Source organism: Staphylococcus sp. MZ3 (genome assembly GCF_018622755.1).
Classification (GTDB): domain Bacteria; phylum Bacillota; class Bacilli; order Staphylococcales; family Staphylococcaceae; genus Staphylococcus; species Staphylococcus aureus.
In genome coordinates, this window is sequence record NZ_CP076026.1 from 505668 (window position 1) to 530898 (window position 25231).

The window sequence follows — 25231 nt, forward strand, 5'->3', positions numbered from 1 at the left end:
TTTCTCACTTTTTTAAATTAAAATATCGTGCATGTGCAATACGTACGATAGAGATGGTTAGAGCTTTGAAATTAAGAATTGTAGGAAGGCGTTTTAAATGAAAATCAATGAGTTTATAGTTGTAGAAGGACGAGATGATACTGAGCGTGTTAAACGAGCTGTTGAATGTGATACGATTGAAACGAATGGTAGTGCCATCAACGAACAAACTTTAGAAGTAATTAGAAATGCTCAACAAAGTCGAGGCGTTATTGTATTAACAGATCCAGATTTCCCAGGAGATAAAATTAGAAGTACAATTACTGAACATGTCAAAGGTGTTAAACATGCGTATATTGATAGAGAAAAAGCTAAAAATAAAAAAGGGAAAATTGGTGTTGAACATGCCGACTTAATTGATATTAAAGAAGCGTTAATGCATGTTAGTTCACCCTTTGATGAAGCTTATGAATCAATTGATAAATCTGTGCTTATAGAGTTGGGGTTAATTGTTGGGAAAGATGCAAGGCGCCGTAGAGAAATTTTAAGTAGAAAATTGCGAATCGGCCATTCCAATGGTAAGCAGTTATTGAAAAAGTTAAATGCATTTGGTTATACCGAAGCGGATGTAAGGCAAGCTTTAGAAGATGAATGAGGAAGTGAAAATGTTGGATAATAAAGATATTGCAACACCATCAAGAACGCGAGCGTTGTTAGATAAATATGGCTTTAATTTTAAAAAAAGTTTAGGACAGAACTTTTTGATAGATGTGAATATCATTAATAATATCATTGATGCAAGTGATATTGATGCACAAACTGGGGTGATTGAAATTGGTCCAGGTATGGGGTCGTTGACAGAACAATTGGCCAGACATGCTAAAAGAGTATTGGCATTTGAAATTGATCAACGTTTAATACCTGTATTAAATGATACACTATCACCTTATGATAATGTGACGGTGATTAATGAAGATATTTTAAAAGCGAATATTAAAGAAGCTGTTGAAAATCATTTACAAGATTGTGAAAAAATAATGGTTGTTGCAAACCTGCCGTACTATATTACGACGCCAATTTTATTAAATTTGATGCAACAAGATATACCAATTGATGGCTACGTGGTGATGATGCAAAAAGAAGTGGGCGAACGCTTAAATGCTGAAGTAGGTTCAAAAGCATATGGTTCATTATCAATTGTCGTACAATACTATACAGAGACTAGTAAAGTATTAACGGTACCTAAATCTGTATTTATGCCACCACCTAATGTTGATTCAATAGTTGTAAAACTGATGCAGAGAACTGAACCGTTAGTAACAGTAGATAACGAGGAAGCATTCTTTAAGTTAGCAAAAGCAGCATTTGCACAAAGAAGAAAGACAATTAACAATAACTATCAAAATTATTTTAAAGATGGTAAACAACACAAAGAAGTGATTTTACAATGGTTGGAACAAGCAGGTATTGATTCAAGACGTCGCGGTGAAACGCTATCTATTCAAGATTTTGCTAAATTGTATGAAGAAAAGAAAAAATTCCCTCAATTAGAAAATTAAATGATTGACAAAGCAAAGCACTATTGTTAAAATTTAAATTTTGTTTGACGAAAACGCTGCAAATATGGTATTATGTAACTTGTAGCGAGGTGGAGCAATATGCCAAAATCAATTTTGGACATCAAAAATTCTATTGATTGTCATGTAGGAAATCGTATTGTACTGAAAGCCAATGGAGGCCGTAAGAAAACAATAAAACGTTCTGGAATTTTAAAAGAAACATATCCGTCAGTTTTCATTGTTGAGTTAGATCAAGACAAACACAACTTTGAGAGAGTATCTTATACATACACTGATGTGTTAACTGAAAATGTTCAAGTTTCATTTGAAGAGGATAATCATCACGAATCAATTGCACACTAAATAAGACATATAGAGATGTTAGACGTTTCTTAGTATAAGAAGTAAATATTATGATAATTATTTGAGTGTTGGGCATTATGTTCAATACTCTTTTTATTTACAAAATGTTTAACACTGATGTTTCGCTTATAGATTTTTCAGTAAATGGATAATTGTATTTATAAACACAAATACAAGTAAATACTAAGTAATTAGATGGAGAAAATTACTTTTTTATTAAAAAAACACTAAAAAACAAATTAAAATGTCAAATATTAATTCTCTTTATGTTAAAATCATCATATTAAGATAACGAAAAGAGGGCGGAAAATGATATATGAAACGGCACCAGCCAAAATTAATTTTACGCTCGATACACTTTTTAAAAGAAATGATGGCTATCATGAGATTGAAATGATAATGACAACAGTTGATTTAAATGATCGTTTAACTTTTCATAAAAGAAAAGATCGAAAGATAGTTGTTGAGATTGAACATAATTATGTGCCTTCTAATCATAAAAATCTCGCATATCGTGCAGCGCAACTATTTATTGAGCAATATCAACTAAAGCAAGGTGTAACAATTTCTATCGATAAAGAAATACCTGTTTCTGCTGGCTTAGCTGGAGGTTCGGCTGATGCAGCAGCAACGTTAAGAGGATTGAATCGACTTTTTGATATAGGGGCGAGTTTGGAAGAATTGGCTCTACTAGGCAGTAAAATCGGGACAGATATTCCGTTTTGTATTTATAATAAAACTGCACTATGTACTGGAAGAGGAGAGAAAATCGAGTTTTTAAATAAACCACCTTCAGCTTGGGTGATTCTTGCTAAACCAAACTTAGGCATATCATCACCAGATATATTTAAGTTGATCAATTTAGATAAGCGTTACGACGTACATACGAAAATGTGTTATGAGGCCTTAGAAAATCGAGATTATCAACAATTATGTCAAAGTTTGTCTAATCGATTAGAGCCAATTTCTGTTTCAAAACACCCACAAATCGATAAATTAAAAAATAATATGTTGAAAAGTGGTGCAGATGGTGCGTTAATGAGTGGAAGCGGACCGACTGTGTATGGGCTAGCACGAAAAGAAAGCCAAGCAAAAAATATTTATAATGCAGTTAACGGTTGTTGTAATGAAGTGTACTTAGTTAGACTATTAGGATAGAAGGGTTGAAAAGATGAGATATAAACGAAGCGAGAGAATTGTTTTTATGACGCAATATTTGATGAACCATCCGAATAAATTGATTCCATTAACTTTTTTTGTGAAAAAATTTAAACAGGCGAAGTCTTCAATAAGTGAAGATGTCCAAATTATAAAAAATACATTCCAAAAAGAAAAGTTAGGTACAGTAATTACTACTGCTGGCGCAAGTGGTGGTGTTACGTATAAACCAATGATGAGTAAAGAAGAGGCGACTGAAGTTGTTAATGAGGTCATTACTCTATTAGAAGAGAAAGAACGTTTGTTACCTGGCGGATATTTATTTTTATCAGATTTGGTAGGTAATCCATCGCTACTAAACAAAGTTGGTAAGTTAATTGCCAGTATTTACATGGAAGAAAAATTAGATGCTGTTGTTACCATTGCGACAAAAGGTATTTCATTGGCAAATGCGGTTGCTAATATTTTAAATTTACCAGTAGTAGTGATTAGAAAAGACAACAAGGTGACTGAAGGTTCTACAGTTTCAATTAATTACGTTTCAGGATCTTCAAGAAAAATAGAAACAATGGTACTTTCGAAGAGAACTTTAGCAGAAAATTCAAATGTTTTAGTTGTCGATGATTTTATGAGGGCTGGTGGCTCTATTAATGGTGTTATGAATTTAATGAATGAGTTTAAAGCCCATGTAAAAGGGGTATCAGTACTTGTAGAATCAAAAGAAGTTAAACAAAGATTGATTGAAGATTATACTTCCTTAGTGAAATTATCTGATGTAGATGAATATAATCAAGAGTTTAACGTAGAACCTGGCAACAGTTTATCTAAGTTTTCATAAAAGGAGTTTTAGTATTATGAAAATCATTAACACAACAAGATTACCGGAAGCACTTGGACCATATTCGCATGCAACAGTTGTGAATGGTATGGTTTATACTTCTGGTCAGATTCCATTGAATATTGATGGACATATCGTAAGCGCTGATGTTCAAGCACAGACAAAACAAGTTTTATAAAATTTAAAGGTTGTTTTGGAAGAAGCAGGATCTGATTTGGATTCTGTTGTGAAAGCGACCATTTTCATTAAAGATATGAATGATTTCCAAAAAATAAATGAAGTGTATGGTCAATATTTTAATGAACACAAGCCAGCGCGTAGTTGTGTAGAGGTTGCGCGTTTGCCAAAAGATGTGAAAGTAGAAATTGAATTAGTAAGTAAAATTAAGGAATTATAATTTTCGATTAATATGTTTAATCAAGCTTCTAAATAAAACAGAGAGATATATACTATAGGGGGGCTCACTACATGAAAGTGACAGATGTAAGACTTAGAAAAATACAAACAGATGGACGAATGAAAGCACTCGTTTCCATTACATTAGATGAAGCTTTCGTAATTCATGATTTACGTGTAATTGAAGGAAACTCTGGCTTGTTCGTTGCAATGCCAAGTAAACGTACACCAGATGGTGAATTCCGCGACATCGCGCATCCTATTAATTCAGATATGAGACAAGAAATTCAAGATGCAGTGATGAAAGTATATGATGAAACAGATGAAGTAGTACCAGATAAAAACGCTACATCAGAAGATTCAGAAGAAGCTTAATCAATTTTATATTTAGCGATGTAATACATTTGCAATAAGTTGATTTGATACTGTCGATAAAGCATAAAGCTTTGTCGGCAGTTTTTTTAGTTTGTATTAATGTTTTTTTATTTTTAATGAAAGGCTAATAAATATATACGTTAACAGATTATGATGATATGAAAATTATTGATTCATTGCTGATAAAAATTGCGTTTGAATGATGCTCGTATTTTTGAAGTAAGAAAAAAGTTGTTTTTAAAATTACAACGAATTAAAAACAATGCCTTTTATATGTTGAAAGAGTATTGCAGATTAAATTATAATAATGACGAAGTGTAAAATTTAATGGGGGTTAATGTTCATGCGAAGACACGCGATAATTTTGGCAGCAGGTAAAGGCACAAGAATGAAATCTAAAAAGTATAAAGTGCTACACGAGGTTGCTGGGAAACCTATGGTCGAACATGTATTGGAAAGTGTGAAAGGCTCTGGTGTCGATCAAGTTGTAACCATCGTAGGACATGGTGCTGAAAGTGTAAAAGGACATTTAGGCGAGCGTTCTTTATACAGTTTTCAAGAGGAACAACTCGGTACTGCGCATGCAGTGCAAATGGCGAAATCACACTTAGAAGACAAGGAAGGTACGACGATCTTTGTATGTGGTGACACACCGCTCATCACAAAGGAAACATTAGAAACATTGATTGCGCATCACGAGGATGCTAATGCTCAAGCAACTGTATTATCTGCATCGATTCAACAACCATATGGATACGGAAGAATCGTTCGAAATGCGTCAGGTCGTTTAGAACGCATAGTTGAAGAGAAAGATGCAACGCAAGCTGAAAAGGATATTAATGAAATCAGTTCAGGTATTTTTGCGTTTAATAATAAAACGTTGTTTGAAAAATTAACACAAGTGAAAAATGATAATGCGCAAGGTGAATATTACCTCCCTGATGTATTGTCGTTAATTTTAAATGATGGCGGCATCGTAGAAGTCTATCGTACCAATGATGTTGAAGAAATCATGGGTGTAAATGATCGTGTAATGCTTAGTCAGGCTGAGAAGGCGATGCAACGTCGTACGAATCATTATCACATGCTAAATGGTGTGACAATCATCGATCCTGACAGCACTTATATTGGTCCAGACGTTACAATTGGTAGTGATACAGTCATTGAACCAGGCGTACGAATTAATGGTCGTACAGAAATTGGCGAAGATGTTGTTATTGGTCAGTACTCTGAAATTAACAATAGTACGATTGAAAATGGTGCATGTATTCAACAGTCTGTTGTTAATGATGCTAGCGTAGGAGCGAATACTAAGGTCGGACCGTTTGCGCAATTGAGACCAGGCGCGCAATTAGGTGCAGATGTTAAGGTTGGAAATTTTGTAGAAATTAAAAAAGCAGATCTTAAAGATGGTGCTAAGGTTTCACATTTAAGTTATATTGGCGATGCTGTAATTGGCGAACGTACTAATATTGGTTGCGGAACGATTACAGTTAACTATGATGGTGAAAATAAATTTAAAACTATCGTCGGCAAAGATTCATTTGTAGGTTGCAATGTTAATTTAGTAGCACCTGTAACAATTGGTGATGATGTATTGGTGGCAGCTGGTTCCACAATCACAGATGACGTACCAAATGACAGTTTAGCTGTGGCAAGAGCAAGACAAACAACAAAAGAAGGATATAGGAAATAATCATTTACGTATTTAAAATGGCTAGGATAAAAGGATAATCCTATGTAATATTAATGTAATCTTTATGATTTAATGATTCGCATAGTAATGGAGTTACATTTTATATATAATAGTAATTGCGTAAGTAAATAATTGGAGGACTATAAATGTTAAATAATGAATATAAGAATTCGTCATTAAAGATTTTTTCATTGAAAGGAAACGAAGCATTAGCGCAAGAAGTTGCTGACCAAGTAGGAATTGAACTAGGTAAATGTTCAGTTAAACGTTTTAGTGATGGAGAAATTCAAATTAATATCGAAGAGAGTATTCGTGGTTGTGACGTATTTATTATTCAACCAACATCATATCCTGTGAATCTACATTTAATGGAATTATTAATTATGATTGATGCTTGTAAACGTGCTTCTGCAGCAACAATCAATATTGTAGTGCCATATTATGGATATGCAAGACAAGATAGAAAAGCCCGTAGCCGTGAGCCAATCACTGCTAAATTAGTTGCAAACTTAATCGAAACAGCTGGCGCAACTCGTATGATTGCGTTAGACTTACATGCACCACAAATTCAAGGATTCTTTGATATTCCAATTGACCACTTAATGGGTGTGCCAATTCTTGCTAAACATTTCAAAGATGATCCGAATATTAACCCAGAAGAATGTGTCGTTGTTTCACCAGACCATGGCGGTGTTACACGTGCACGTAAATTAGCTGACATTTTAAAAACTCCAATTGCAATTATAGATAAACGTCGTCCTAGACCAAATGTTGCTGAAGTGATGAACATTGTTGGTGAGATTGAAGGACGTACGGCAATTATTATTGACGATATTATTGATACAGCAGGTACAATCACTTTAGCTGCACAAGCATTAAAAGATAAAGGTGCTAAAGAAGTATATGCTTGTTGTACACACCCTGTTTTATCAGGACCGGCTAAAGAACGTATCGAAAATTCTGCTATAAAAGAATTAATCGTAACAAACTCAATTCATTTAGATGAAGATCGCAAACCATCTAACACTAAAGAATTATCTGTTGCTGGTTTAATCGCACAAGCTATCATTCGTGTATACGAAAGAGAATCAGTTAGCGTATTATTTGACTAATATTTAAAAGGCGTTTGACGAACATATTCCAAACGTGTATAATAGTTTCGTTCGTGATTATACGAATAAATAAACACTTGCAAGCAACGATGATGTTGATGGGTAAGTGAGGTGCTCGTTTTGAGCAAAAATGAAAGGTGGAAATGAGAATGGCTTCATTAAAGTCAATCATCCGTCAAGGTAAGCAAACACGTTCAGATCTTAAACAATTAAGAAAATCTGGTAAAGTACCAGCAGTAGTATACGGTTACGGTACTAAAAACGTGTCAGTTAAAGTTGATGAAGTAGAATTCATCAAAGTTATCCGTGAAGTAGGTCGTAACGGTGTTATCGAATTAGGCGTTGGTTCTAAAACTATCAAAGTTATGGTTGCAGACTACCAATTCGATCCACTTAAAAACCAAATTACTCACATTGACTTTTTAGCAATCAATATGAGTGAAGAACGTACTGTTGAAGTACCAGTTCAATTAGTTGGTGAAGCAGTAGGCGCTAAAGAAGGCGGCGTAGTTGAACAACCATTATTCAACTTAGAAGTAACTGCTACTCCAGACAATATTCCAGAAGCAATCGAAGTAGACATTACTGAATTAAACATTAACGACAGCTTAACTGTTGCTGATGTTAAAGTAACTGGCGACTTCAAAATCGAAAACGATTCAGCTGAATCAGTAGTAACAGTAGTTGCTCCAACTGAAGAACCAACTGAAGAAGAAATCGAAGCTATGGAAGGCGAACAACAAACTGAAGAACCAGAAGTTGTTGGCGAAAGCAAAGAAGACGAAGAAAAAACTGAAGAGTAATTTTAATCTGTTACATTAAAGTTTTTATACTTTGTTTAACAAGCACTGTGCTTATTTTAATATAAGCATGGTGCTTTTTGTGTTATTATAAAGCTTAATTAAACTTTATTACTTTGTACTAAAGTTTAATTAATTTTAGTGAGTAAAAGACATTAAACTCAACAATGATACATCATAAAAATTTTAATGTACTCGATTTTAAAATACATACTTACTAAGCTAAAGAATAATGATAATTGATGGCAATGGCGGAAAATGGATGTTGTCATTATAATAATAAATGAAACAATTATGTTGGAGGTAAACACGCATGAAATGTATTGTAGGTCTAGGTAATATAGGTAAACGTTTTGAACTTACAAGACATAATATCGGCTTTGAAGTCGTTGATTATATTTTAGAGAAAAATAATTTTTCATTAGATAAACAAAAGTTTAAAGGTGCATATACAATTGAACGAATGAACGGCGATAAAGTGTTATTTATCGAACCAATGACAATGATGAATTTGTCAGGTGAAGCAGTTGCACCGATTATGGATTATTACAATGTTAATCCAGAAGATTTAATTGTCTTATATGATGATTTAGATTTAGAACAAGGACAAGTTCGCTTAAGACAAAAAGGAAGTGCGGGCGGTCACAATGGTATGAAATCAATTATTAAAATGCTTGGTACAGACCAATTTAAACGTATTCGTATTGGTGTGGGAAGACCAACGAATGGTATGACGGTACCTGATTATGTTTTACAACGCTTTTCAAATGATGAAATGGTAACGATGGAAAAAGTTATCGAACACGCAGCACGCGCAATTGAAAAGTTTGTTGAAACATCACGATTTGACCATGTTATGAATGAATTTAATGGTGAAGTGAAATAATGACAATATTGACAACGCTTATAAAAGAAGATAATCATTTTCAAGACCTTAATCAGGTATTTGGACAAGCAAACACACTAGTAACTGGTCTTTCCCCGTCAGCTAAAGTGACGATGATTGCTGAAAAATATGCACAAAGTAATCAACAGTTATTATTAATTACCAATAATTTATACCAAGCAGATAAATTAGAAACAGATTTACTTCAATTTATAGATGCTGAAGAATTGTATAAGTATCCTGTGCAAGATATTATGACCGAAGAGTTTTCAACACAAAGCCCTCAACTGATGAGTGAACGTATTAGAACTTTAACTGCGTTAGCTCAAGGTAAGAAAGGGTTATTTATCGTTCCTTTAAATGGTTTGAAAAAGTGGTTAACTCCTGTTGAAATGTGGCAAAATCACCAAATGACATTGCGTGTTGGTGAGGATATCGATGTGGACCAATTTCTTAACAAATTAGTTAATATGGGGTACAAACGGGAATCCGTGGTATCGCATATTGGTGAATTCTCATTGCGAGGAGGTATTATCGATATCTTTCCGCTAATTGGGGAACCAATCAGAATTGAGCTATTTGATACCGAAATTGATTCTATTCGGGATTTTGATGTTGAAACGCAGCGTTCCAAAGATAATGTTGAAGAAGTCGATATCACAACTGCAAGTGATTATATCATTACTGAAGAAGTGATCAGCCATCTTAAAGAAGAGTTAAAAACTGCATATGAAAATACAAGACCCAAAATAGATAAATCAGTGTGCAATGATTTGAAAGAAACGTATGAAAGCTTTAAATTATTCGAAAGTACATACTTTGATCATCAAATACTACGTCGCTTAGTAGCGTTTATGTATGAAACACCTTCGACAATTATTGAGTATTTCCAAAAAGATGCAATCATTGCAGTTGATGAATTTAATCGTATTAAAGAAACTGAAGAAAGTTTAACAGTAGAGTCTGATTCGTTTATTAGCAATATTATTGAAAGTGGTAATGGATTTATAGGACAAAGTTTTATAAAATATGATGATTTTGAAACATTGATTGAAGGCTATCCTGTCACTTATTTTTCATTATTCGCTACAACAATGCCGATAAAACTAAATCATATTATTAAATTTTCATGTAAACCTGTCCAACAATTTTATGGGCAATATGACATTATGCGTTCTGAATTTCAACGATATGTCAATCAAAATTATCATATCGTGGTTTTGGTCGAAACTGAAACTAAAGTTGAACGTATGCAAGCGATGTTAAGTGAAATGCATATTCCATCAATAACAAAATTGCATCGCTCAATGTCATCGGGGCAAGCAGTGATTATTGAAGGCAGTTTATCTGAAGGATTTGAACTACCTGATATGGGATTAGTTGTCATTACTGAGCGTGAGCTTTTTAAATCAAAACAGAAAAAGCAACGAAAACGTACGAAAGCTATCTCAAATGCTGAAAAAATTAAGTCTTACCAAGATTTAAATGTGGGAGATTATATTGTTCATGTGCATCATGGTGTTGGTAGATATTTAGGTGTTGAGACGCTCGAAGTGGGGCAAACGCATCGGGATTATATTAAATTGCAATATAAAGGTACGGATCAACTATTTGTTCCAGTAGATCAAATGGATCAAGTTCAAAAATATGTAGCTTCGGAAGATAAGACGCCAAAATTAAATAAACTCGGTGGCAGTGAATGGAAAAAAACAAAAGCTAAAGTTCAACAAAGTGTTGAAGATATTGCTGAAGAGTTGATTGATTTATATAAAGAAAGAGAAATGGCAGAAGGTTATCAATATGGGGAAGACACAGCTGAGCAAACAACATTTGAATTAGATTTTCCATATGAACTTACGCCTGACCAAGCTAAATCTATCGATGAAATTAAAGATGACATGCAAAAATCGCGTCCAATGGATCGCTTGCTATGTGGTGATGTTGGTTATGGTAAAACTGAAGTTGCAGTGAGAGCAGCATTCAAAGCTGTAATGGAAGGAAAGCAAGTTGCATTTTTAGTTCCTACAACTATTTTAGCTCAGCAACATTATGAGACGTTAATTGAGCGTATGCAAGATTTTCCTGTTGAAATTCAATTAATGAGTCGTTTTAGAACGCCAAAAGAGATAAAACAAACTAAGGAAGGACTTAAAACTGGGTTTGTTGACATAGTTGTTGGTACACACAAATTACTTAGTAAAGATATACAGTATAAAGATTTAGGGCTGTTGATTGTAGATGAAGAACAACGATTTGGTGTACGCCATAAAGAGCGTATTAAAACATTAAAACATAATGTAGATGTACTAACATTGACTGCAACCCCAATACCTAGAACATTGCATATGAGTATGCTAGGTGTGCGCGATTTGTCAGTGATTGAAACGCCGCCAGAAAATCGTTTCCCAGTTCAAACATATGTATTAGAACAGAACATGAGTTTTATCAAAGAAGCTTTAGAAAGAGAACTATCCCGTGATGGCCAAGTGTTTTATCTTTATAATAAAGTGCAATCCATTTATGAAAAACGAGAACAACTCCAGATGTTAATGCCAGATGCTAACATTGCAGTTGCTCATGGACAAATGACAGAGCGCGATTTAGAAGAAACGATGTTAAGTTTTATCAATAATGAATATGATATTTTAGTAACGACGACGATTATTGAAACAGGTGTCGATGTCCCAAATGCAAATACTTTGATCATTGAAGATGCAGATCGCTTTGGATTGAGTCAGTTGTATCAATTAAGAGGTCGTGTTGGTCGTTCAAGTCGTATTGGTTATGCATACTTCTTACATCCAGCAAATAAGGTACTAACTGAGACTGCAGAAGATCGATTACAAGCGATTAAAGAATTTACGGAGTTAGGCTCAGGATTTAAGATTGCGATGCGTGATTTGAACATTCGTGGTGCTGGTAATTTGTTAGGTAAACAACAGCACGGCTTTATTGATACAGTTGGATTTGATTTGTACAGTCAAATGTTAGAAGAAGCTGTAAATGAAAAACGTGGTATTAAGGAACCAGAATCTGAGGTGCCAGAAGTCGAAGTTGATTTAAACTTGGATGCATATTTGCCAACAGAATATATTGCAAATGAACAAGCTAAAATTGAAATTTATAAAAAGCTACGAAAAACTGAAACATTTGATCAAATTATCGACATTAAAGATGAATTAATTGATCGTTTTAATGATTATCCTGTTGAAGTAGCACGTTTGCTTGATATAGTGGAAATAAAAGTACACGCATTACATTCAGGTATCACGTTGATTAAAGATAAAGGGAAAATAATTGATATTCATTTATCTGTAAAAGCCACTGAAAATATTGATGGCGAAGTGCTGTTCAAAGCAACACAACCTTTAGGTAGAATAATGAAGGTTGGTGTTCAAAATAATGCAATGACAATTACTTTAACGAAACAAAATCAATGGCTTGATAGTTTGAAGTTTTTAGTTAAGTGCATTGAAGAAAGTATGAGAATCAGTGATGAAGCATAAAGAAGCATTTAATGGCGTTGTCGTGTTAACTGCTGCATTAATTGTCATTAAAATTCTGAGTGCTGTATATCGAATTCCATATCAAAATATATTAGGTGATACAGGTTTGTATGCATATCAACAAGTGTATCCAATTGTAGCATTAGGAATGATATTATCGATGAATGCCATTCCTAGTGCAATTACACAAAATATAGGGAAGTATCATAGTGACGAAGCATATGCAAAAGCAGTCGCTTATATACAATTAGTTGGTATATTATTATTTATTGCTATTTTTGTGTTTGCGAACAATATTGCACATATGATGGGTGATAGCCATTTAACACCAATGATTCAAGCAGCAAGTTTAAGCTTTATATTTATAGGTATGCTTGGCGTGTTAAGAGGTTATTATCAATCTGCAAATAATATGACAGTTCCGGCTATTTCCCAGGTTATAGAACAAGTTATACGAGTAGGTATTATCATTGTTACTATTGTTATTTTTGTAGACAGAGGTTGGACGATATATGAAGCGGGAACAATTGCTATTTTAGCATCAACGATAGGTTTTTTAGGTTCTTCAATTTATTTAGTAGCGCACCGACCTTTTAAGTTTAAAATGGTAAATAACACTGCAAAGATTGTTTGGAAACAGTTCGCACTTTCGGTTTTGATTTTCGCTATCAGTCAATTAATCGTAATTTTATGGCAAGTGATTGATAGTGTTACTATTATTAAGTCACTTCAAGCGATACGCGTGCCATTCGATGTTGCCATAACTGAAAAAGGAGTCTATGACCGTGGTGCATCATTTATTCAGATGGGATTGATTGTAACTACAACATTTAGTTTTGCGCTCATTCCTCTGTTAAGTGACGCAATCAAAATGAATAATCAGGTACTTATGAATCGTTATGCAAATGCGTCATTAAAGATTACGATTTTAATAAGTACAGCAGCGGGAATAGGATTAATTAATTTATTGCCTTTAATGAACGGTGTGTTTTTTAAGACGAATGATTTAACCTTAACGTTAAGTGTTTATATGATTACGGTCATTTGTGTATCGTTAATTATGATGGATATAGCATTATTACAAGCTCAACATGCTGTGAGACCTATTTTTGTTGGTATGACGGCAGGATTGGTTATTAAATTTATACTTAATATCATTTTGATTCGTTTAAGTGGCATTATTGGTGCGAGCATTAGTACTGTTGTATCATTAATTATATTCGGTACGATTATCCATATTGCTGTCACGAGAAAATACCACTTACATGCGATGAGACGATTTTTTATCAATGTTGTTTTAGGTATGGTATTTATGTCGATTGTTGTTCAATGCGTGTTAAACATAGTGACAACACACGGTAGAATCACTGGACTCATTGAATTATTATGTGCAGCAGTATTAGGTATCATTGCATTGTTTTTCTATATTTTTAGATTTAATGTTTTGACATATAAAGAGTTAACTTATTTACCATTTGGTTCAAAGTTGTATCAAATTAAGAAAGGAAGACGTTGATGGCACATACCATTACGATTGTTGGCTTAGGAAACTATGGCATTGATGATTTGCCGCTAGGGATATATAAATTTTTAAAGACACAAGATAAAGTTTATGCAAGAACGTTAGATCATCCAGTTATAGAATCATTGCAAGATGAATTAACATTTCAGAGTTTTGACCATGTTTATGAAGCACATAACCAATTTGAAGATGTCTATAATGATATTGTGGCGCAATTGGTTGAAGCTGCTAATGAAAAAGATATTGTCTATGCGGTTCCGGGTCATCCTAGAGTTGCTGAGACAACTACAGTGAAATTACTGGCTTTAGCAAAGGACAATACTGATATAGATGTGAAAGTTTTAGGTGGGAAAAGCTTTATTGATGATGTGTTTGAAGCAGTTAATGTAGATCCAAATGATGGCTTCACACTGTTAGATGCGACATCATTACAAGAAGTAACACTTAATGTTAGAACGCATACATTGATTACGCAAGTTTATAGTGCAATGGTTGCTGCTAATTTGAAAATCACTTTAATGGAACGATATCCTGATGATTACCCTGTTCAAATTGTCACTGGTGCACGAAGCGATGGTGCGGATAACGTTGTGACATGCCCATTATATGAATTGGATCATGATGAAAATGCATTCAATAATTTGACGAGTGTATTCGTACCAAAAATCATAACATCGACATATTTGTATCATGACTTTGATTTTGCAACGGAAGTGATTGATACTTTAGTTGATGAAGATAAAGGTTGTCCATGGGATAAAGTGCAAACGCATGAAACGCTTAAGCGTTATTTACTTGAAGAAACATTTGAATTGTTCGAAGCTATTGACAATGAAGATGATTGGCATATGATTGAAGAACTAGGAGATATTTTATTACAAGTGTTATTGCATACTAGTATTGGTAAAAAAGAAGGGTATATCGACATTAAAGAAGTGATTACAAGTCTTAATGCTAAAATGATTCGTAGACACCCACACATATTTGGTGATGCCAATGCTGAAACTATCGATGACTTAAAAGAAATTTGGTCTAAGGCGAAAGATGCTGAAGGTAAACAGCCAAGAGTTAAATTTGAAAAAGTATTTGCAGAGCATTTTTTAAATTTATATGAGAAGACGAAGGATAAGTCATTTGATGAGGCCTCGTTAAAGCAGTGGCTAGAAAAAGGGGAGAGTAATACATGAGATTAGATAAATATTTAAAAGTATCACGGTTAATAAAGCGACGTACGCTAGCAAAAGAAGTAAGTGATCAAGGTAGAATTACAATAAATGGTAATGTTGCTAAAGCTGGATCGGATGTTAAAGTTGAAGATGTGCTGACGATTCGCTTTGGTCAAAAATTAGTAACAGTTAAAGTAACTGCATTAAATGAACATGCATCTAAAGATAACGCGAAGGGCATGTATGAAATCGTTGAAGAGCGTCGACTTGAAGAAGCGTAAATTGGAGGTGACAAGCAATGAAAAATAAAGTAGAACATATAGAAAATCAGTACACGTCGCAAGAGAACAAGAAAAAACAACGTCAAAAAATGAAAATGCGTGTTGTTCGTAGGCGTATTACAGTATTTGCGGGCGTATTACTTGCGATAATTGTTGTTTTATCAATCTTGCTTGTTGTCCAAAAACATCGCAATGATATCGATGCACAGGAGCGAAAAGCGAAAGAAGCACAGTTTCAAAAGCAACAAAATGAAGAAATTGCGTTAAAAGAAAAGTTGAATAATCTGAATGACAAAGATTATATTGAAAAAATTGCGCGTGATGATTATTACTTAAGCAACAAAGGTGAAGTGATTTTTAGGTTGCCAGAAGACAAAGATTCGTCTAGCTCAAAATCTTCGAAAAAATAAATCCAAATTGATTCAAAATTATCCGAGTATAGACATTGTGAAAAAATCCAAACAAGGATATAATAAGGGAAAATCGAATCAAATCGGGAGGATTTATTTAACATATGTCAATCGAAGTTGGAAATAAGCTTAAAGGTAAAGTCACTGGTATTAAAAAGTTTGGTGCATTCGTAGAATTACCTGAAGGAAAAAGTGGTTTAGTTCACATTAGTGAAGTCGCAGATAATTATGTTGAAAACGTAGAAGAGCACCTTTCTGTTGGTGATGAAGTAGACGTAAAAGTATTATCTATTGCTGATGATGGAAAAATTAGTCTTTCAATTAAGAAAGCTAAAGACCGTCCACGTAGACAACATACGAGTAAACCAAGTCATCAAAAACCAGTGCAAAAAGCCGAAGATTTTGAAAAGAAATTAAGCAATTTCTTAAAAGATAGTGAAGATAAATTAACTTCAATCAAACGTCAAACAGAATCTAGACGCGGTGGCAAAGGTTCAAGACGTTAATTAAAATAAATAAAGACTGTTTCGATAAGGAATATATTTAGAATGATGCGTATCGAATAATCGATTGCAGCGTTAGACAATCTAAGACTGTTTCTTAAATAAGGAGCAGTCTCTTTTATTTGTAATGATATAACTAAGACTTATACCATTTTTGAAAATTGTAAAAGTGAGGTGATGTTATGCAGTTAAATAGTAATGGTTGGCATGTTGATGACCATATTGTTGTCGCTGTTTCTACAGGTATTGATAGTATGTGTTTATTGTATCAACTACTAAATGATTATAAAGATAGTTATAGAAAACTAACATGCTTACATGTCAATCATGGCGTTAGGTCAGCTTCAATCGAGGAAGCCAGATTTTTAGAAGTATACTGCGAACGTCATCACATCGATTTACATATCAAAAAGTTAGATTTGTCGCATAGTCTCGACCGAAATAACAGCATTCAGAATGAAGCTCGAATTAAACGTTACGAATGGTTTGATGAAATGATGAATGTATTAGAAGCGGATGTATTGCTAACGGCGCATCATTTGGACGATCAATTAGAAACTATTATGTATCGTATTTTTAATGGGAAATCGACGCGTAATAAACTAGGATTTGATGAGTTATCGAAGCGAAAAGGTTATCAGATTTATCGACCACTTTTAGCTGTCTCTAAAAAAGAAATAAAACAATTCCAAGAGAGATATCATATTCCATATTTTGAAGATGAATCTAATAAAGATAACAAATATGTTAGAAATGATATTCGTAATAGAATTATTCCAGCTATTGATGAAAATAATCAACTTAAAGTATCGCATTTATTAAAATTAAAACAATGGCATGATGAACAATATGATATTTTGCAATATTCAGCTAAACAATTTATTCAAGAATTTGTGAAGTTTGATGAACAGTCAAAATATTTAGAGGTTTCTAGACAAGCTTTTAATAACTTACCAAACTCATTAAAGATGGTTGTGTTGGATTGCCTATTATCAAAGTATTATGAGTTGTTTAATATTAGTGCTAAAACATACGAAGAGTGGTTTAAACAATTTAGTAGTAAGAAAGCACAATTCAGTATTAATCTCACGGATAAATGGATAATTCAAATTGCATATGGTAAATTAATAATAATGGCTAAAAATAATGGCGATACATATTTTAGAGTTCAAACTATTGAAAAGCCAGGTAATTATATTTTTAACAAATATCGATTAGAGATACATTCTAATTTACCAAAATGTTTATTTCCGCTTACAGTGAGAACACGACAAAGTGGCGATACATTTAAACTGAATGGGCGCGATGGTTATAAGAAAGTGAATCGCCTGTTTATAGATTGTAAAGTGCAACAGTGGGTTCGGGATCAAATGCCAATCGTATTGGATAAACAACAGCGCATTATTGCGGTAGGAGATTTATATCAACAACAAACAATAAAACAATGGATTATAATTAGTAAAAATGGAGATGAATAGCGTTATGCATAATGATTTGAAAGAAGTATTGTTAACTGAAGAAGATATTCAAAATATCTGTAAGGAATTGGGAGCACAATTAACAAAGGATTATCAAGGTAAACCATTAGTATGCGTGGGTATCTTAAAAGGCTCAGCAATGTTTATGTCAGATTTAATTAAACGAATTGATACCCATTTATCAATTGATTTCATGGATGTTTCTAGTTATCACGGAGGCACTGAGTCAACTGGTGAAGTTCAAATCATTAAAGATTTAGGTTCTTCTATTGAAAATAAAGACGTATTAATTATTGAAGATATCTTAGAGACTGGTACTACACTTAAGTCAATTACTGAATTATTACAATCTAGAAAAGTTAATTCATTAGAAATAGTTACTTTATTAGATAAACCAAACCGTCGTAAAGCGGACATTGAAGCTAAGTATGTAGGTAAAAAAATACCAGATGAATTTGTTGTTGGTTACGGTTTAGATTATCGTGAATTATACCGAAACTTACCATATATCGGTACGTTAAAACCTGAAGTGTATTCAAATTAATTTTTTAATCAATTTCAGTTATTATTACTATGCGTTTGAGAAATAATAGTGTAGACTCAAAAATATGAAAAATGTATTTCATATATATTTAATTTTAGACAAGACATATGTCTTGAAAAGTTGAAAAATATAGAGATTGATAAAACTAATACGGATGTGAATGACATTGATGTTAAGCTCAATTACTAGCTTATAAAACATGTCATATGTTACAATTTTTGTTAGTTTTATTATGGGAAGTAGGAGGAAATGACGCATGCAGAAAGCTTTTCGCAATGTGCTAGTTATCGTAATAATAGGCGTTATTATTTTTGGTCTATTTTCATATTTAAACGGTAATGGAAATATGCCGAAACAGCTTACATATAATCAATTTACTGAGAAGTTGGAAAAAGGTGACCTTAAAACTTTAGAAATCCAACCACAACAAAATGTCTATATGGTAAGTGGTAAAACGAAAAATGATGAAGACTATTCATCAACTATTTTATATAACAACGAAAAAGAATTACAAAAAATTACTGATGCTGCTAAAAAGCAAAACGGTGTAAAATTAACGATTAAAGAAGAAGAAAAACAAAGTGTCTTTGTGAGTATACTTTCAACATTAATTCCAGTTGTAGTCATAGCGTTATTATTTATTTTCTTCCTAAGCCAAGCACAAGGTGGCGGTAGTGGCGGTCGTATGATGAACTTTGGTAAATCTAAAGCAAAAATGTACGATAATAATAAACGTCGTGTTCGTTTCTCTGATGTAGCAGGGGCAGATGAAGAAAAACAAGAATTAATTGAAATTGTTGATTTCTTGAAAGATAATAAAAAATTCAAAGAAATGGGATCTAGGATTCCTAAAGGTGTCTTACTTGTTGGACCTCCAGGTACTGGTAAAACATTACTTGCTAGAGCGGTTGCAGGTGAAGCTGGCGCACCATTCTTCTCTATTAGTGGTTCAGACTTTGTAGAGATGTTTGTTGGTGTTGGTGCGAGCCGTGTTCGTGACTTATTCGATAATGCTAAGAAAAACGCGCCTTGTATCATCTTTATCGATGAGATTGATGCTGTTGGTCGTCAACGTGGTGCAGGTGTTGGTGGCGGTCATGATGAACGTGAACAAACCCTAAACCAATTATTAGTTGAAATGGATGGTTTCGGTGAAAATGAAGGTATCATTATGATAGCTGCTACAAACCGTCCTGATATCCTTGACCCAGCCTTATTACGTCCAGGTCGTTTTGATAGACAAATTCAAGTTGGTCGTCCAGATGTGAAAGGCCGTGAAGCAATTCTTCATGTTCATGCTAAAAACAAACCACTTGATGAAACGGTTGATTTAAAAGCAATTTCACAACGTACACCTGGTTTCTCAGGTGCTGATTTAGAGAACTTATTAAATGAAGCATCTTTAATTGCTGTACGTGAAGGTAAAAAGAAAATTGACATGAGAGATATCGAAGAGGCAACGGATAGAGTTATAGCCGGACCTGCTAAGAAATCTCGAGTTATTTCTAAGAAAGAACGTAATATTGTTGCTCATCACGAAGCTGGTCATACAATTATCGGTATGGTACTTGATGAGGCAGAAGTAGTGCATAAAGTTACTATTGTTCCACGTGGACAAGCAGGTGGTTATGCAATGATGCTACCTAAACAAGATCGTTTCTTAATGACTGAACAAGAGTTATTAGATAAAATCTGTGGTTTACTTGGTGGACGTGTATCAGAAGATATTAACTTTAACGAAGTATCAACAGGTGCTTCAAATGACTTCGAACGTGCAACACAAATCGCACGCTCAATGGTTACGCAATATGGTATGAGTAAAAAATTAGGACCATTACAGTTCGGTCATAGCAATGGTCAAGTATTCTTAGGTAAAGATATGCAAGGTGAGCCTAATTATTCAAGCCAAATCGCATATGAAATTGATAAAGAAGTTCAACGAATCGTTAAAGAACAATACGAACGTTGTAAACAAATTTTATTAGAGCACAAAGAACAATTAATTTTAATTGCTGAAACATTATTAACAGAAGAAACATTAGTTGCTGAACAAATTCAATCATTATTCTACGAAGGTAAATTACCTGAAATTGATTATGATGCAGCTAAAGTTGTTAAAGATGAAGATTCTGAATTTAATGATGGTAAATTCGGTAAATCTTATGAAGAGATTCGTAAAGAGCAATTAGAAGATGGACAACGTGACGAAAGTGAAGATCGTAAAGAAGAAAAAGATGTTGCTGAGGATAAAAAAGAAGCTGATAAATCTGATGAAAAAGATGAACCAGCACATCGACAAGCCCCAAATATCGAAAAACCTTACGATCCAAATCACCCAGACAATAAATAATCGATTATATTCAGTACCTCTTTCTATGATAAAGTTATAGAAAGAGGTACTTTTATCGTTTTTGAAAATACGTATTAGATTTTAAGTCGTTGAATTGTTATAGCAGAAAATAATTGTAAAACAAGTTACTTCATTATTTAGAATGATGGGTGTAGAATAAGTACAATTGTTGCATTTTATGAAGTAAAGTAATTTTTTAAATATAGAGTAATAGAGGAGATTGAAATAATGACACACGATTATATTGTTAAAGCATTAGCATTTGATGGGGAGATTAGGGCTTATGCTGCTTTGACAACTGAAACTGCTCAAGAAGCACAAACGAGACATTATACATGGCCGACAGCATCTGCTGCAATGGGAAGAACAATGACAGCAACAGCTATGATGGGCGCAATGTTGAAAGGTGATCAAAAATTAACTGTCACTGTAGATGGCCAAGGACCTATTGGACGAATTATTGCCGATGCAAATGCTAAAGGCGAGGTGCGTGCTTATGTAGACCATCCACAAACTCATTTTCCATTAAATGAGCAAGGTAAACTTGATGTAAGACGAGCAGTAGGGACAAAGGGATCTATTATGGTTGTTAAAGACGTTGGAATGAAAGACTATTTCTCTGGAGCAAGTCCAATTGTTTCAGGAGAACTTGGTGAAGATTTTACTTATTATTATGCTACAAGTGAACAAACACCTTCATCGGTAGGTCTTGGTGTATTGGTAAATCCTGATAATACGATTAAAGCAGCAGGAGGATTTATCATTCAAGTTATGCCAGGTGCCAAAGATGAAACAATTTCAAAATTAGAAAAAGCAATTAGTGAAATGACACCAGTTTCTAAATTAATTGAACAAGGATTAACGCCAGAAGGATTACTAAACGAAATCTTAGGTGAAGACCATGTGCAAATTTTAGAGAAAATGCCTGTTCAATTTGAATGTAATTGTAGTCATGAGAAATTTTTAAATGCTATTAAAGGATTGGGCGAGGCTGAGATTCAAAATATGATTAAAGAAGATCATGGTGCTGAAGCAGTATGTCATTTCTGTGGAAATAAATATAAATATACTGAAGAAGAATTAAACGTGTTGCTAGAAAGTTTAGCGTAATTTAATTTAAATCAATACGCTAAAATGTTTATTTTTAGCGGTTTAGTGAAATGTAGAACTAAATAGTTGTATAATCCTTAGTGATTTTGTTTGCTTTCTAGAATTTATTTGATAAAATAATTCTATATCCGATAAATAAACTAAGATTTCAACAACTAACTAAAAAGGAGTGTTCTTAATGGCACAAAAACCAGTAGATAATATTACTCAAATTATTGGCGGTACACCGGTAGTCAAATTGAGAAATGTAGTAGATGACAATGCAGCAGATGTTTATGTAAAATTGGAATATCAAAATCCAGGTGGTTCTGTAAAGGATAGAATTGCTTTAGCAATGATTGAAAAAGCAGAGCGAGAAGGCAAAATTAAACCTGGCGATACAATTGTAGAACCAACAAGTGGTAATACAGGTATCGGTTTAGCATTTGTATGTGCTGCTAAAGGATATAAAGCAGTATTTACTATGCCCGAAACAATGAGCCAAGAGCGTCGTAATTTATTAAAAGCATACGGTGCGGAATTAGTTTTAACGCCTGGATCAGAAGCGATGAAAGGTGCAATTAAAAAAGCTAAAGAATTGAAAGAAGAACATGGTTACTTCGAGCCACAACAATTTGAAAACCCTGCGAACCCTGAAGTTCATGAGTTAACTACAGGTCCTGAGTTATTACAACAATTTGAAGGGAAAACTATCGATGCGTTCCTAGCTGGTGTTGGTACTGGTGGTACGTTATCTGGTGTAGGTAAAGTTCTGAAAAAAGAATATCCTAACATCGAAATTGTTGCTATAGAGCCTGAGGCTTCTCCAGTATTGAGCGGTGGTGAGCCAGGTCCACATAAATTACAAGGTTTAGGTGCTGGATTTATTCCAGGCACTTTGAATACAGAAATCTATGACAGTATTATTAAAGTAGGAAATGATACAGCGATGGAAATGTCTCGTCGAGTTGCTAAAGAGGAAGGTATTTTAGCAGGTATTTCATCAGGTGCTGCGATTTATGCTGCCATTCAAAAAGCAAAAGAATTAGGAAAAGGTAAAACAGTAGTAACAGTATTGCCGAGTAATGGTGAACGCTACTTATCAACACCTTTATATTCATTCGATGACTAATTAATGTCATTTAAAAGAGTGAGTTATCTTTTTGAGATAACTTGCTCTTTTTTTCTACCATGTATATTTTTAAAAATATGAGCGTTAAATTAAACATTTTTCTGATAAAAATATCCAGTGAATGATAAGATAATAAACGTACATACTAATAACTAGTAAATAGCAGGAGTAAATTTTATTAGAGTTAAACAATACATAATTAAAGGGTGGTTAACATGACTAAAACAAAAATTATGGGCATATTAAACGTCACACCTGATTCATTCTCAGATGGTGGAAAATTTAATAATGTTGAATCAGCTATAAATAGAGTGAAAGCCATGATAGATGAAGGTGCTGACATTATAGATGTTGGAGGTGTTTCAACGAGACCAGGTCATGAAATGGTTTCATTAGAAGAAGAGATGAACAGAGTATTACCTGTTGTTGAAGCTATTGTCGGTTTTGATGTAAAAATTTCAGTCGATACATTTCGAAGTGAGGTTGCTGAAGCATGTTTAAAATTAGGCGTTGATATCATTAATGATCAATGGGCTGGGCTGTATGATCATCATATGTTCCAAATTGTAGCTAAATATGACGCGGAAATTATTTTAATGCATAATGGAAATGGTAATCGTGATGAACCGGTTGTCGAAGAAATGTTAACATCTTTGTTAGCACAAGCACATCAAGCTAAAATAGCTGGTATACCTTCAAATAAAATTTGGCTAGATCCAGGTATAGGTTTCGCTAAAACTAGAAATGAAGAAGCCGAAGTTATGGCAAGACTGGATGAACTTGTTGCAACAGAATATCCAGTTTTATTAGCGATAAGCCGGAAACGTTTCACTAAAGAGATGATGGGTTATGATACAACACCGGTTGAAAGAGATGAAGTAACTGCAGCTACGACTGCATATGGTATTATGAAAGGCGTTAGAGCAGTACGCGTTCATAATGTCGAGTTGAATGCTAAATTAGCTAAAGGTATAGATTTTTTAAAGGAGAATGAAAATGCAAGACACAATCTTTCTTAAAGGTATGCGCTTTTATGGATATCATGGTGCTTTATCAGCTGAAAATGAAATAGGGCAAATTTTCAAAGTGGATGTAACTTTGAAAGTAGACTTAGCTGAAGCTGGGCGTACTGATAATGTTATTGATACAGTTCATTATGGTGAAGTGTTCGAAGAGGTTAAATCAATTATGGAAGGTAAGGCCGTTAATTTACTTGAGCATCTAGCTGAACGTATTGCAAATCGTATAAATTCACAATATAATCGTGTAATGGAAACGAAAGTGAGAATCACTAAAGAAAACCCACCGATTCCGGGTCATTATGATGGAGTAGGTATCGAAATAGTGAGGGAGAATAAATGATTCAAGCATACTTAGGATTAGGTAGTAATATTGGTGATAGAGAAAGCCAGTTAAACGATGCTATAAAGATTTTGAATGAATATGATGGTATTAACGTATCTAATATTTCTCCGATTTATGAAACAGCACCAGTTGGGTATACTGAGCAACCTAACTTTTTAAATTTGTGTGTTGAAATTCAAACAACACTCACAGTATTACAACTGTTGGAATGTTGTTTGAAGACAGAAGAATGTTTACACCGTATTAGAAAGGAACGATGGGGTCCTAGAACTTTAGATGTGGATATTTTGTTGTATGGAGAAGAAATGATAGATTTACCAAAACTGTCGGTGCCACATCCGAGAATGAATGAACGTGCATTTGTTTTAATCCCATTAAATGATATAGCAGCAAATGTCGTAGAACCACGTTCGAAATTGAAAGTGAAAGATTTAGTTTTTGTCGATGACAGTGTAAAGAGATATAAATAATGCATTGTTGAGAACATTCATATTTATTGGGAATAGATGATTGATTATTGGAGATGTTTCCGCATTTTGATTATCTCTAAATGCATTTGATTTCGAATTAGTATATGATGATTTAGTATGTGTTAGAATTAAGTTATTTCATAAAATCAAAGTAAGCAATATTTGATAAATTGCTGTAATTTATTTGGGCTTTTGTTGAAGTTTGTGGAAGATAATTTTTATACATTTACTTAGGGTTGTATTAATGATAATC

The 25231-nt window shown here is 33.7% G+C and carries 25 protein-coding genes and 1 pseudogene; all 26 read left to right on the forward strand.

What is annotated here, in order from left to right:
* Nucleotides 1–97 precede the first annotated feature (97 nt).
* Nucleotides 98–634, forward strand: coding sequence for a ribonuclease M5 (gene rnmV / locus KI230_RS02315; RefSeq protein WP_000700080.1), 537 nt, complete (start codon nt 98–100; stop codon nt 632–634).
* 10 nt (nt 635–644) lie between these two features.
* On the forward strand, nt 645–1538 hold the full coding sequence (gene rsmA / locus KI230_RS02320; protein WP_000886501.1) for a 16S rRNA (adenine(1518)-N(6)/adenine(1519)-N(6))-dimethyltransferase RsmA: 894 nt from the start codon (nt 645–647) through the stop codon (nt 1536–1538).
* Between the two features lie 99 nt (nt 1539–1637).
* Entirely contained in the window at nt 1638–1901 is a 264-nt protein-coding gene (gene veg, locus KI230_RS02325) for a biofilm formation stimulator Veg (RefSeq protein ID WP_001126664.1), read from the forward strand.
* A 309-nt stretch (nt 1902–2210) separates the two neighbouring features.
* The gene (ispE, locus tag KI230_RS02330; protein ID WP_000638870.1) at nt 2211–3059 is read left to right on the forward strand and encodes a 4-(cytidine 5'-diphospho)-2-C-methyl-D-erythritol kinase; all 849 of its coding nucleotides are present in this window, start codon (nt 2211–2213) and stop codon (nt 3057–3059) included.
* A 13-nt stretch (nt 3060–3072) separates the two neighbouring features.
* Nucleotides 3073–3897, forward strand: a complete 825-nt coding sequence (gene purR, locus KI230_RS02335; protein WP_001269643.1) for a pur operon repressor — start codon at nt 3073–3075, stop codon at nt 3895–3897.
* Between the two features lie 16 nt (nt 3898–3913).
* A pseudogene (locus KI230_RS02340) lies at nt 3914–4294 on the forward strand (RidA family protein).
* A 71-nt stretch (nt 4295–4365) separates the two neighbouring features.
* The gene (spoVG, locus tag KI230_RS02345; protein ID WP_000868999.1) at nt 4366–4668 is read left to right on the forward strand and encodes a septation regulator SpoVG; all 303 of its coding nucleotides are present in this window, start codon (nt 4366–4368) and stop codon (nt 4666–4668) included.
* A gap of 189 nt (nt 4669–4857) precedes the next feature.
* Nucleotides 4858–4989, forward strand: a complete 132-nt coding sequence (locus KI230_RS02350) for a hypothetical protein (RefSeq protein ID WP_001789654.1) — start codon at nt 4858–4860, stop codon at nt 4987–4989.
* Nucleotides 4990–5011: 22 nt separating this feature from the next.
* Nucleotides 5012–6364: a bifunctional UDP-N-acetylglucosamine diphosphorylase/glucosamine-1-phosphate N-acetyltransferase GlmU gene (gene glmU, locus KI230_RS02355; protein WP_214958309.1), complete on the forward strand. Its 1353-nt coding sequence runs from the start codon at nt 5012–5014 to the stop codon at nt 6362–6364.
* Nucleotides 6365–6510: 146 nt separating this feature from the next.
* Complete coding sequence (locus tag KI230_RS02360; RefSeq protein WP_000933774.1) at nt 6511–7476, forward strand: ribose-phosphate diphosphokinase; 966 nt, start codon at nt 6511–6513, stop codon at nt 7474–7476.
* Nucleotides 7477–7625: 149 nt separating this feature from the next.
* Nucleotides 7626–8279, forward strand: a complete 654-nt coding sequence (locus KI230_RS02365; RefSeq protein WP_000157650.1) for a 50S ribosomal protein L25/general stress protein Ctc — start codon at nt 7626–7628, stop codon at nt 8277–8279.
* A gap of 310 nt (nt 8280–8589) precedes the next feature.
* Entirely contained in the window at nt 8590–9162 is a 573-nt protein-coding gene (gene pth, locus KI230_RS02370) for an aminoacyl-tRNA hydrolase (protein ID WP_000649791.1), read from the forward strand.
* The gene (gene mfd, locus KI230_RS02375) at nt 9162–12668 is read left to right on the forward strand and encodes a transcription-repair coupling factor (RefSeq protein WP_214958310.1); all 3507 of its coding nucleotides are present in this window, start codon (nt 9162–9164) and stop codon (nt 12666–12668) included. Before pth ends, mfd begins: the two co-directional genes overlap by 1 nt.
* Nucleotides 12658–14184: a polysaccharide biosynthesis protein gene (locus KI230_RS02380; protein ID WP_045176646.1), complete on the forward strand. Its 1527-nt coding sequence runs from the start codon at nt 12658–12660 to the stop codon at nt 14182–14184. The genes mfd and KI230_RS02380 overlap by 11 nt, the downstream gene beginning before the upstream one ends.
* Complete coding sequence (locus KI230_RS02385) at nt 14184–15377, forward strand: MazG nucleotide pyrophosphohydrolase domain-containing protein (RefSeq protein ID WP_045176648.1); 1194 nt, start codon at nt 14184–14186, stop codon at nt 15375–15377. Before KI230_RS02380 ends, KI230_RS02385 begins: the two co-directional genes overlap by 1 nt.
* On the forward strand, nt 15374–15637 hold the full coding sequence (locus tag KI230_RS02390) for an RNA-binding S4 domain-containing protein (protein ID WP_001234989.1): 264 nt from the start codon (nt 15374–15376) through the stop codon (nt 15635–15637). Before KI230_RS02385 ends, KI230_RS02390 begins: the two co-directional genes overlap by 4 nt.
* A gap of 17 nt (nt 15638–15654) precedes the next feature.
* On the forward strand, nt 15655–16047 hold the full coding sequence (gene divIC, locus KI230_RS02395) for a cell division protein DivIC (protein WP_000792417.1): 393 nt from the start codon (nt 15655–15657) through the stop codon (nt 16045–16047).
* Between the two features lie 104 nt (nt 16048–16151).
* Entirely contained in the window at nt 16152–16553 is a 402-nt protein-coding gene (locus KI230_RS02400; RefSeq protein WP_000021445.1) for a S1 domain-containing RNA-binding protein, read from the forward strand.
* Between the two features lie 179 nt (nt 16554–16732).
* Nucleotides 16733–18028, forward strand: a complete 1296-nt coding sequence (tilS, locus tag KI230_RS02405; protein ID WP_001176726.1) for a tRNA lysidine(34) synthetase TilS — start codon at nt 16733–16735, stop codon at nt 18026–18028.
* A 4-nt stretch (nt 18029–18032) separates the two neighbouring features.
* The gene (hpt, locus tag KI230_RS02410; protein ID WP_000551283.1) at nt 18033–18572 is read left to right on the forward strand and encodes a hypoxanthine phosphoribosyltransferase; all 540 of its coding nucleotides are present in this window, start codon (nt 18033–18035) and stop codon (nt 18570–18572) included.
* 256 nt (nt 18573–18828) lie between these two features.
* Complete coding sequence (ftsH, locus tag KI230_RS02415; RefSeq protein ID WP_045176653.1) at nt 18829–20922, forward strand: ATP-dependent zinc metalloprotease FtsH; 2094 nt, start codon at nt 18829–18831, stop codon at nt 20920–20922.
* A gap of 228 nt (nt 20923–21150) precedes the next feature.
* Nucleotides 21151–22032 (forward strand): Hsp33 family molecular chaperone HslO, encoded by an 882-nt coding sequence (gene hslO, locus KI230_RS02420; protein WP_045176654.1) that lies wholly within the window; start codon nt 21151–21153, stop codon nt 22030–22032.
* 178 nt (nt 22033–22210) lie between these two features.
* The gene (cysK, locus tag KI230_RS02425) at nt 22211–23143 is read left to right on the forward strand and encodes a cysteine synthase A (protein WP_000057594.1); all 933 of its coding nucleotides are present in this window, start codon (nt 22211–22213) and stop codon (nt 23141–23143) included.
* Nucleotides 23144–23358: 215 nt separating this feature from the next.
* Entirely contained in the window at nt 23359–24162 is an 804-nt protein-coding gene (gene folP / locus KI230_RS02430; RefSeq protein WP_214958311.1) for a dihydropteroate synthase, read from the forward strand.
* A complete protein-coding gene (gene folB, locus KI230_RS02435) occupies nt 24140–24505 on the forward strand; it encodes a dihydroneopterin aldolase (RefSeq protein ID WP_001154302.1) in 366 nt (121 codons plus the stop codon). Before folP ends, folB begins: the two co-directional genes overlap by 23 nt.
* Nucleotides 24502–24978, forward strand: a complete 477-nt coding sequence (gene folK / locus KI230_RS02440; RefSeq protein ID WP_000613716.1) for a 2-amino-4-hydroxy-6-hydroxymethyldihydropteridine diphosphokinase — start codon at nt 24502–24504, stop codon at nt 24976–24978. Before folB ends, folK begins: the two co-directional genes overlap by 4 nt.
* The last annotated feature ends 253 nt before the right edge of the window (nt 24979–25231 follow it).

Bases quoted from the DNA above. Each gene is read 5' to 3' on its own strand.
- KI230_RS02360 (WP_000933774.1), top strand. From the start codon at position 6,511: ATGTTAAATAATGAATATAAGAATTCGTCATTAAAGATTTTTTCATTG.
- divIC (WP_000792417.1), top strand. From the start codon at position 15,655: ATGAAAAATAAAGTAGAACATATAGAAAATCAGTACACGTCGCAAGAG.
- veg (WP_001126664.1), top strand. From the start codon at position 1,638: ATGCCAAAATCAATTTTGGACATCAAAAATTCTATTGATTGTCATGTA.
- folP (WP_214958311.1), top strand. From the start codon at position 23,359: ATGACTAAAACAAAAATTATGGGCATATTAAACGTCACACCTGATTCA.
- mfd (WP_214958310.1), top strand. From the start codon at position 9,162: ATGACAATATTGACAACGCTTATAAAAGAAGATAATCATTTTCAAGAC.
- purR (WP_001269643.1), top strand. From the start codon at position 3,073: ATGAGATATAAACGAAGCGAGAGAATTGTTTTTATGACGCAATATTTG.
- folB (WP_001154302.1), top strand. From the start codon at position 24,140: ATGCAAGACACAATCTTTCTTAAAGGTATGCGCTTTTATGGATATCAT.
- glmU (WP_214958309.1), top strand. From the start codon at position 5,012: ATGCGAAGACACGCGATAATTTTGGCAGCAGGTAAAGGCACAAGAATG.
- KI230_RS02365 (WP_000157650.1), top strand. From the start codon at position 7,626: ATGGCTTCATTAAAGTCAATCATCCGTCAAGGTAAGCAAACACGTTCA.
- tilS (WP_001176726.1), top strand. From the start codon at position 16,733: ATGCAGTTAAATAGTAATGGTTGGCATGTTGATGACCATATTGTTGTC.
- rnmV (WP_000700080.1), top strand. From the start codon at position 98: ATGAAAATCAATGAGTTTATAGTTGTAGAAGGACGAGATGATACTGAG.
- ispE (WP_000638870.1), top strand. From the start codon at position 2,211: ATGATATATGAAACGGCACCAGCCAAAATTAATTTTACGCTCGATACA.
- hslO (WP_045176654.1), top strand. From the start codon at position 21,151: ATGACACACGATTATATTGTTAAAGCATTAGCATTTGATGGGGAGATT.
- pth (WP_000649791.1), top strand. From the start codon at position 8,590: ATGAAATGTATTGTAGGTCTAGGTAATATAGGTAAACGTTTTGAACTT.
- KI230_RS02400 (WP_000021445.1), top strand. From the start codon at position 16,152: ATGTCAATCGAAGTTGGAAATAAGCTTAAAGGTAAAGTCACTGGTATT.
- rsmA (WP_000886501.1), top strand. From the start codon at position 645: ATGTTGGATAATAAAGATATTGCAACACCATCAAGAACGCGAGCGTTG.
- KI230_RS02385 (WP_045176648.1), top strand. From the start codon at position 14,184: ATGGCACATACCATTACGATTGTTGGCTTAGGAAACTATGGCATTGAT.
- folK (WP_000613716.1), top strand. From the start codon at position 24,502: ATGATTCAAGCATACTTAGGATTAGGTAGTAATATTGGTGATAGAGAA.
- KI230_RS02380 (WP_045176646.1), top strand. From the start codon at position 12,658: ATGAAGCATAAAGAAGCATTTAATGGCGTTGTCGTGTTAACTGCTGCA.
- ftsH (WP_045176653.1), top strand. From the start codon at position 18,829: ATGCAGAAAGCTTTTCGCAATGTGCTAGTTATCGTAATAATAGGCGTT.
- hpt (WP_000551283.1), top strand. From the start codon at position 18,033: ATGCATAATGATTTGAAAGAAGTATTGTTAACTGAAGAAGATATTCAA.
- cysK (WP_000057594.1), top strand. From the start codon at position 22,211: ATGGCACAAAAACCAGTAGATAATATTACTCAAATTATTGGCGGTACA.
- spoVG (WP_000868999.1), top strand. From the start codon at position 4,366: ATGAAAGTGACAGATGTAAGACTTAGAAAAATACAAACAGATGGACGA.
- KI230_RS02390 (WP_001234989.1), top strand. From the start codon at position 15,374: ATGAGATTAGATAAATATTTAAAAGTATCACGGTTAATAAAGCGACGT.